Source organism: Mesorhizobium sp. M1312 (assembly GCF_040318115.1).
In the GTDB taxonomy this organism is placed as follows: Bacteria; Pseudomonadota; Alphaproteobacteria; order Rhizobiales; family Rhizobiaceae; genus Mesorhizobium.
On sequence record NZ_JAMYLQ010000067.1, the window covers coordinates 1 to 7,824 of the forward strand.

Consider the following 7,824-nt stretch of genomic DNA (forward strand, 5'->3'; position numbering starts at 1 on the left):
GCCGGCTGGGACAATGAACTGCTCGGCCTCGAACTCGGCGATCTTGCCGCGCTTGGCTTCGACCTGTCGCTGACCGGCTTCGACGATCTTGAGATCGCCGCATTGACCAGCCTGGGCGCGGCCGGGCTGACCGATCCGGATGAGATCCCTGACCCGCCGGAGCAGCCAGCCACCCTCCCCGGCGATGTCTGGCTCCTCGGCAGGCACCGGCTGATTTGCGGCGACAGCACCAACCCGGCCGACGTGGAGCGGGCGCTGAATGGTGTGAAGCCTCACCTGCTTGTGTCCGATCCTCCCTATGGCGTCAGCTATGACCCGTCCTGGCGAGAGCGGTTCGGCGAAGGCAATGATCTGGCAAAAGGCAAGGTGCTGAACGACGATCGTGCCGACTGGCGTGAAGCCTGGGCGCTGTTTCACGGCGATGTCGCCTATGTCTGGCATGGTGCCCTGCACGCCACCACGGTTGCGGCAAGCCTGGAAGCCAGCGGCTTTGCGGTGCGCTCGCAGATCATTTGGGACAAGACCCGCCTGGTCATCGGCCGCGGTACTACCACTGGCAGCACGAGCCGGCCTGGTATGCCGTCAGGAAGGGCAGGAAGGGCCACTGGGCGGGAGATCGCAAGCAAACCACCGTCTGGGCGATCCCGCACAGGAAGTCGGACACCGGCCACGGCACGCAAAAGCCGGTCGAATGCATGAAGCGGCCGATCGAGAACAACTCCTCGCCAGGACAGGCGGTCTATGAGCCGTTCAGCGGGTCGGGCACCACGATCATCGCCGCCGAGATGACCGGCCGCTGCTGCCACGCCATCGAGCTCAACCCCGCCTATGTCGACGTCGCCGTGAAACGCTGGCAGGAGTTCACCGGTCAGGCGGCAATGCTGGAGGGCGATGACCGTACATTCGCTGAACTCGGGGCCGAGCGGCTTGCGGAGGCTGCCTGAGATGGCGCGGCCCTCGCATCAGCCCGAACCCGACAAACGCCGGCAGGTCGACGCTCTGGCGGGTTTCGGCATCACCGAGGCAGATCGCCAAGACGCTGCGCAAGCACTACCGGCACGAACTGGACTTGGCCACACCAAGGCCCAATGCCAAGGTGGCCGAGAACCTGTTCAGGAAAGCAACCGGCGAAGGCAGGGAATCCGTCACTGCCGCTATGGCCTTGCCGCGGCCGACATCGCCTGCGTGCTCGCCACGGATGAGGATGTGCTCAAGGCAACCTATGAGCACGAACCCGAAAGCAGCGCTCTGAAGGCCAATGCACGGGTCGCCGAGAGCCTCTACCGCAAGGCGACCGGCGAAGGCCGGGAGTCAGTCACTGCAGCGATCTTCTGGCTGAAGACCAGGGCGCGCTGGAAGGAGACCTCCATCCATGAGCTCCAGGGAAAACTGGACACATCAGTGACCTTCGTGACCACCTGCGAAGATATGAAGCTCCTGTAGTGCCTCGCGGGGGGGGGGCGGTCATATCTCTACAGCTTTTCACTCATCGACCGGTGCCTCCCCTTTCTTCGAAGAACCGCGAAATTGGCAGGGGGGTAGCAGCGTAACGGCTGGATTGGGAATGGCCAAATACCGGGCCTTTCGGTCTTCCGGCAGCATGATTGCAGCCCGAAAATGGTCGACAAACTCCGGAGCCCATAGCGGCGGTGCGACGGACTGAAAGGAAGCATGATGCGAGGACGCAAGCCAACGCCGACGGCACTGAAGATTGCGCTCGGCAATCCAGGCAAACGGCCACTCAACAAGCGTGAGCCAAAGCCGGTGACGGCGATCCCGACCTGCCCGGCTCATCTGATGCCAACGGCCAAGGCCGAGTGGAAGCGGCTTGCGCATTACCTCCACGAGCTCGGCATCATCAGCGAACTGGATCGGGCGGCACTCGCTGCCTACTGTCAGGCCTATGGCCGCTGGGTGGAGGCCGAGAAGAAACTCAAGGAAACCCCTCCCCTGCTGCGGACGCCGGCCGGCTACGTGCAGCCCTCCCCCTGGCTTGCCATCTCCAACAAGAATGTCGAGCTGATGCACAAGTTCATGAGCGAGCTCGGCCTCTCGCCCGTGTCACGCAGTCGGGTGGCAACGATGCACCATATCGGACCCAAGCCATGGGAGTTCACCGGCGAGGACGAGGACGAGTTCTTTACTTGAGCCAGCGCGAGGGTCGGGATCGCGCCAAGAGCGGACGCTCGCGGTGCTTCTCCAGAGCGGACGTTAGCTCATCGGTAGGAGTCGACCTGCGGACCATGCCTGATGGTAGTTGTAGGGAACGGCGTGACCCCCATGCGATGAAGCGGCGGTAGGCCGCCGCTCCGAATTTGAGCGGCCCGTCCGGCAACGCTATAATTGACCGGCAGGGGACGTTATCGATGAGGCAAATCAGAGCCATGACTGAGCAGGACGTGCGGTCGGTATTGCTGCTCATTGGAGAGTCTTGGCGCAGGACGTACTCGCCAATCATTGGTGCCGAGACCGCGGCCCGGATTTCGGATGAAGATCACACGCTTCAGCGGATTGCGGCGGAACTGACAGACACCAATAAAATGTCGTTCGTGGCAGAACGGCCAGACGGCACGATTGCCGGCTACGCGATGGCTAAGATGAATGAAGCCGGCGACGTCATGCTTGACCGGCTCCACATCGATCAAAGCGAGTACAGCACCGCGCTAGCCGCTAATATATTGCACGCTGTCTTTGCCGCCCATTCCGGCATCCCGAGCATCGCACTCGAAGTGCTCGAGGGAAACGACCGGGCAATGGCCTTTTACCGCAAACATGGTTCGAAGTGGTCGATCGCAGGGCCGCGTCGCACGGTGCAGAAGGCCATGCATCGTTGATTATGCGCAAACTGCTATCGCGCGCCTAGTCGGAACTCGCGCATCGAACAGTACATCACGTCTTCCGTCCCCAGCGCACCGGCGGCCTCCCCGTTCGCAATCCAAATAGACCTCATTCGGCTGTTTGATTGGCATGTCAGCGTGAGCGAACGCGAGGTCCTGAGCGTCAGAAGCCGACAATGAAGCCGGACTGATTGCGATCAGCACGGTGCCGAGCGTCACAGGCGCGAGGGACTTAACAACTGACATGATCATTTTGAGATCCTCCCCAGCTCCCTTCGGTCAACATTCAGTCCTTGGGGTCGCAGGTGTAGTGCAGTTCGAAGGTCCCGTCCGCGCGCCGCTGCTTGTCGAAGCCGCGATGTAAGGCTCGATCGCGCGCTCGTGGACCAGCCAAAGGGGATCTCGGCCGAGGCGTAGCCACTGCCGGCGGCCAAACCGTTTCGGGATCGAGGCCGAAGCGATCCTAGTGCGCTCGATCGTCGTGCCGGCCGCGCCTGCCTCCGCATGACGGATGGCGCGGCTTCGCAAAGCGCACATGATTTCGTCACGTGAGATGCGGATCTCGCCAAGAACGTCATCGGGTAAACGGCTCAACTGGTCCGTTGCCGACAAGAGAGCTTTTCGCTCGGCGCGGAGGCGCAACCACCTGCGAAATGGACCAATGGCGGCAGCATGAATTATAACCATGATCAGATCGTCCCTTCATTGATCTGAATTGACCGGTACGGAACGGTGCGAACGGCACTCCGGGCAAGAGCGTCAGCCGTCCGCGAGGCAAGTTAGGCGTAGTGGTCGATGGATTGGTTTTGCCGCGGCGTGCCCATACGGCGGGCGGTGGCTGGCCCCGGGCCACGCATGTAATAAAGCTCCGGGCGGTAGCGCGGCGCGACGAATTTGCGAAACCCCGCAGCAAATTTTGTGACGGGAGCCAAGAATTTCATGACTGTTCCCTTTCCCTTCGCCGGCTTGCACACGAGCCGGCGGGCCTGACGTTGCAACAAGGATATGACAGTCGAACCAGGCTCGGCTGTGGGAATTCCCACACCGGGGAAAAAATTGGCGAAATCCGCTCCCAGTTTGCATCCCGGAAAGCGGGGCCTGCGGCCATCAAATTTCCTTGGATAGGGAGTAAGGTGAAGTACACTTGATTGAACAAGAGACCGATGTGACAGGCTCTCTGGCCTTCATCTCAAGACTCTGCGATGCCGACCTCGCCGCGCTGACCAAACGGTGGCACGAGCGCAGCTATCGACACAACGAGCTAATCATTTCCCACGGCGACACTGGTCGCGATGTCTTCTTCCTGCTGGAAGGACGGGCTCGCGTGACACTGGTTTCAGCGGACGGCAGGGAGATAGCGTATCGCGATGTCGAACCGGGTGACATTTTCGGGGAGCTCGGAGGCATTGACGGGATTGCACGCTCTGCCAGCGTAGTCGCACTGGAGGCAACCCGCGCTGCACGGCTGTCCGGCACAGCATTCCGGGATATCGTGATGACCCACCCTACTTTTGCCTGGGTGCTGCTTGAGCATCTGTCTGCCCAGCTCCGGCGCATGACCGAGCGGGTATTCGAATACAGCACTCTGGTCGTGCGAAAACGGCTGATCGTCGAGCTCCTGCATCGGGCGGAGAAAGCCGCACTCGTGGACGGCGAGGTGTCCATAAGCCCGGCACCGACGCATTCCGAGTTGGCGGCAACGATGAGCACGCACAGGGAAGCGGTCTCGCGCGAAATGAGCGACCTCGCCAAGAGAGGCCTGATCGAAAAGCGCGGCAGCAGGTTATTGCTGCATGACGTCTCGGCACTACGGGCGCTGGTCGACAAGAAGGAATAGCGAAGGCTGTTGCTGCGGCGGGGGACACCGCACGTTTCATACTCCTCGGCCGCAAGTGATTATTCCTTCCGGCAAACCGGGCAACCTAGCGTGCCAGCGCGCGGGTCGGGCTTTGATCGCTTCACCCTTGCAAGAATCATGACTCGGCTTCTTGATGCGGGCACGGAACGTTATCCCCCAGCCTGCTTGCAGACTTACAAGGGCGGATCGAAGGGTGAAGCCGCGTGGACGTTAAATACCAAATCTTTGTCAGCTCGACCTCCGCCGATTTGGTGGACGAAAGACGGTCGGTCATCGAGGCCGTTCTTAACCTCGGGCATATTCCTGTGGCGATGGCGGCATTCCAAGCCAGCGACGACACTCAATGGGATTACATTAAGCGGCGCATCGATGACAGCGACTACTACGTACTCATCGTAGCAGAGCGGTACGGCTCAGAGTTGAAGGGTAAGAGCTACACCCAGATGGAGTACGGGTACGCCTCGCCCAAGGCGTGCCTACCGTGGCGTTTTTGCTCGAAGGCGGTGCTCGCAAGACGTGCGCCGCGGAAAAGGGCGAGTTCGAGAAAAAGGCCAAACTCGAGAGATTCCGAAAGCTGTATGAAAAGAAGCTCGTCAAATATTGGCGCAACAAGGACGATTTGGCGGGTAAGGTTGCGATGGCTATTAGACGTTATGACCGTGGTCTGAGCGGCGGCCCGCCCTTAGGCTTTGCAGCTGTTTAGCAAACGGGGGTTGCTCGGGAGTGCCGAGCCGAGCCCCAAGCGAAAGGACGGGCCATGGAGCAAGATAACGTTTTTTACGTCGGTGTCGATGTGCCGAAAGCCAAGCATGCTGTCGCGATTGCCGAGGGCGGACGCGGTGGAGAGGTCCGGTATTTCGGCGAGGCGTTCCCCGCGCGTCGTCACCGGAACGTCGTAGCCGTGAAGCCGAACCTTGACGGTCCCGTCATCGTGAACAGCGTCACCTCGCCAGTCATCGTGATCGTGTCGCCTTCGGACAGTTTCGCCATCGGCATCGCCCTCGCAACGGCCGCCGCTGAACTGGACGTGGAAAGCGCCATCATCGACGGTGAGATCGTCGTATTGAACGAGACTGGCCTGGCTGACTTCGGAGCCTTGCGGAAAGCCATCACCCGACGCCAGCACGACCTCTATTCGTCGCCTTCGATCTTCTGCATCTCAATGGTCACGACCCGCGCGACATGGCGCTGGAGGACCGCCGCGAGATCCTTGCCGAGATGATCCCGGACGGTGGCCGTATCCAATTCAGCCAGGCGCCTGCCCGGCGAGGCTAAGGCGATCTTCCACCTGATAGACCAGGCGGGGCTCGAAGGCATGGTGTCGAGGCGCAAGGACAGCAAATACCGGAGCGGCAATTCGATGGCTTGGCTCAAGACCAAGGCTTACAGCATCGATGAATACGAGTTGCTCGGCGTCGAGCGTGACCCGGAAAGCCGGCTTTCGCCCGAATGGCCGAGCGTGGCACAGGACGCTATGTCGGGAGCGCCTTTATCACCTTGAACCGGGAGATGCGGGAACGCCTCTGGGAGCGCGTGCAGGAGCATTCTGGGCTGCGCCAAACGGGATGAAACGGCCGGCGCCGCAATGGGTCAAGCCGGGGCTGATCGGCCGCGTGAAGCATCTCCGCGGCGAGGAGAATCTGCGCGATGCCTCGCTGCAGGATTTTCGGGAGGAAGACTAGGGTAAAACTCAGTCATTCTGGCTATGCCGCGAATGGCCGAGATGGGTTAGGCCCTGCCGTTTGAATCGGTCGGCGGCAACGAGCACAGAGCGCCATTTGCCGACATTCACGGAGCGTTGGCAATCCCGACCTACGCCCGACCGCCGAATCGGCTGTGCGGTCGTGCCCTGTGCCGGCACGGAACTGCAGACGAGTGCAGCATTCATGTCCCACGACCAGGTAGCAGTCGCCAACGTTGTACGAAAAAGGCGGGATGCGTTTCGGTCCACTGGGCGACAATTGGTTGCGCCTGTATAAAAGCGGCCCCGGGATGGATGGCCAAATCGCCGACGATCAACTCGCGCGACTCGCAGGCCTCCGGAGCGGATGTCAGGCAAGCCAGAATGACGAGCGTATAAAGCATTGTCTTGTTCCTTCGCGGAGATCGAGTTCGTCCTCGGAGGCGACAGATTCAATGGCCGGCACGAACGAGTTCGGGAGGGGGCTCGGCTCCTGCCACGAAGAGTTTGTCGCCGGCCCGCGAAATCTCGACGGTTTGGCTGCGCTCGTCCAACCTGCCTGGAACCGAGATCGTGAGGCTTTGGCCTTCATCGAGGATTGCCTCGAAGCGCACAGGCAAGCCCGCCTCGCCTTCAGCGATCGTGGTGACCACCCGGAAGCTGTTATCGGCTTCCGTATAATAGACGACGCCTTGAAAACCGCCGAGATCGATACTCCCTCCTTGTAGGGGGTCCAGTTCACCTGCAGAGGCGTAGCCCGTCGTCACGCAAAGCGCTGCAAGGACCGTGTATCTGTACATGATATTTTCCTCCTCAACCGAACAGGTCAGAACAAGATCGGTGCGCAAAGCATATGAGGAGTGGGTAGGTTCGTCTGTGGGAATTCTCACACGCGTGGCAACGCATTCAAAAACGAGGCCGGGCGCGTGTGGCAAGATGCGGATCGCGTCATGAGCGCCGGTCGGACCCAACGTCGGCTTTTGGGAAAGATTCCAACGCAGAAGTCGGGATTGGGTCAATTTACGTCGTAGAACGCTTGTGATGGCTTCTCATCCCGGTCGCCTAGTCGGGAGTGCGTCTGATGGAGGAAACCGGCTGGTGCGCCATGCTACGCTCGCCGGTGACCAGAAGATTGCATAATCAACCACTTAGAAGTTGCTTCTCATTCGCCTGGAGCAAACTGCAAACGGTGGTTTGCAGTTTGAACACCCCGGAAACAGCAGCATGACGAGAGCAGTCGCCTACTACCGGGTCTCGACCCAGCGGCAAGGACGATCAGGTCTCGGCATTGAGGCCCAGCGTGCCGCGGTCGCCCGCTTTGCTGAAGCCGAGGGAATTGCCATTATCCAGGAGTTCACCGAGATCGAAACGGGAAAGGGGGCGGATGCACTTGATCGACGTCCGCAACTGACAGCCGCTCTCGCCCTTGCCCGCCAAGCCAAATGCCC

13 protein-coding genes and 1 pseudogene are annotated in these 7,824 nt (G+C 60.7%); 11 read left to right on the forward strand and 3 right to left on the reverse strand.

The window, feature by feature from the left end; genetic code table 11:
- Positions 1 to 69 precede the first annotated feature (69 nt).
- The 5 genes and pseudogenes from NKH36_RS35000 to NKH36_RS34080 all read left to right on the forward strand — a co-directional run.
- A pseudogene (locus NKH36_RS35000) lies at positions 70 to 114 on the forward strand (hypothetical protein); the annotation flags it as partial.
- A gap of 398 nt (positions 115 to 512) precedes the next feature.
- Positions 513 to 944, forward strand: coding sequence for a DNA-methyltransferase (locus NKH36_RS34065; protein WP_352966168.1), 432 nt, complete (start codon positions 513 to 515; stop codon positions 942 to 944).
- A gap of 1 nt (position 945) precedes the next feature.
- A complete protein-coding gene (locus NKH36_RS34070) occupies positions 946 to 1,443 on the forward strand; it encodes a hypothetical protein (RefSeq protein WP_352966170.1) in 498 nt (165 codons plus the stop codon).
- Between the two features lie 228 nt (positions 1,444 to 1,671).
- Positions 1,672 to 2,148: a phage terminase small subunit P27 family gene (locus NKH36_RS34075; protein WP_352966172.1), complete on the forward strand. Its 477-nt coding sequence runs from the start codon at positions 1,672 to 1,674 to the stop codon at positions 2,146 to 2,148.
- 236 nt (positions 2,149 to 2,384) lie between these two features.
- Positions 2,385 to 2,834, forward strand: a complete 450-nt coding sequence (locus NKH36_RS34080; protein ID WP_352966174.1) for a GNAT family N-acetyltransferase — start codon at positions 2,385 to 2,387, stop codon at positions 2,832 to 2,834.
- Positions 2,835 to 3,616: 782 nt separating this feature from the next.
- Here NKH36_RS34080 and NKH36_RS34085 read toward each other — a convergent pair.
- The gene (locus tag NKH36_RS34085; RefSeq protein ID WP_164547162.1) at positions 3,617 to 3,778 is read right to left on the reverse strand and encodes a hypothetical protein; all 162 of its coding nucleotides are present in this window, start codon (positions 3,776 to 3,778) and stop codon (positions 3,617 to 3,619) included.
- Between the two features lie 224 nt (positions 3,779 to 4,002).
- Between NKH36_RS34085 and NKH36_RS34090 the strand changes: the two genes are divergently transcribed.
- From NKH36_RS34090 to NKH36_RS34115, 5 genes are all read left to right on the forward strand, one after another.
- A complete protein-coding gene (locus NKH36_RS34090; RefSeq protein ID WP_095482857.1) occupies positions 4,003 to 4,674 on the forward strand; it encodes a Crp/Fnr family transcriptional regulator in 672 nt (223 codons plus the stop codon).
- Positions 4,675 to 4,946: 272 nt separating this feature from the next.
- Positions 4,947 to 5,363 (forward strand): DUF4062 domain-containing protein, encoded by a 417-nt coding sequence (locus NKH36_RS35005; RefSeq protein ID WP_502912170.1) that lies wholly within the window; start codon positions 4,947 to 4,949, stop codon positions 5,361 to 5,363.
- Between the two features lie 89 nt (positions 5,364 to 5,452).
- Entirely contained in the window at positions 5,453 to 5,917 is a 465-nt protein-coding gene (locus tag NKH36_RS34105) for a hypothetical protein (RefSeq protein ID WP_352966175.1), read from the forward strand.
- On the forward strand, positions 5,878 to 5,970 hold the full coding sequence (locus NKH36_RS34110) for a hypothetical protein (protein WP_352966176.1): 93 nt from the start codon (positions 5,878 to 5,880) through the stop codon (positions 5,968 to 5,970). Before NKH36_RS34105 ends, NKH36_RS34110 begins: the two co-directional genes overlap by 40 nt.
- Positions 5,927 to 6,196 (forward strand): DNA ligase-like domain-containing protein, encoded by a 270-nt coding sequence (locus tag NKH36_RS34115; RefSeq protein ID WP_352966177.1) that lies wholly within the window; start codon positions 5,927 to 5,929, stop codon positions 6,194 to 6,196. The genes NKH36_RS34110 and NKH36_RS34115 overlap by 44 nt, the downstream gene beginning before the upstream one ends.
- 383 nt (positions 6,197 to 6,579) lie before the next feature.
- On the opposite strand, the gene NKH36_RS34120 is transcribed toward NKH36_RS34115, so the two are convergent.
- Positions 6,580 to 6,780, reverse strand: coding sequence for a hypothetical protein (locus tag NKH36_RS34120; RefSeq protein WP_352966178.1), 201 nt, complete (start codon positions 6,778 to 6,780; stop codon positions 6,580 to 6,582).
- A 48-nt stretch (positions 6,781 to 6,828) separates the two neighbouring features.
- On the reverse strand, positions 6,829 to 7,176 hold the full coding sequence (locus NKH36_RS34125; RefSeq protein ID WP_352966179.1) for a hypothetical protein: 348 nt from the start codon (positions 7,174 to 7,176) through the stop codon (positions 6,829 to 6,831).
- 424 nt (positions 7,177 to 7,600) lie between these two features.
- On the opposite strand from NKH36_RS34125, the gene NKH36_RS34130 reads away from it, so the two are divergent.
- Positions 7,601 to 7,824: recombinase family protein (locus NKH36_RS34130; RefSeq protein ID WP_352966181.1), on the forward strand; the 224-nt coding region annotated here is incomplete at its 3' end.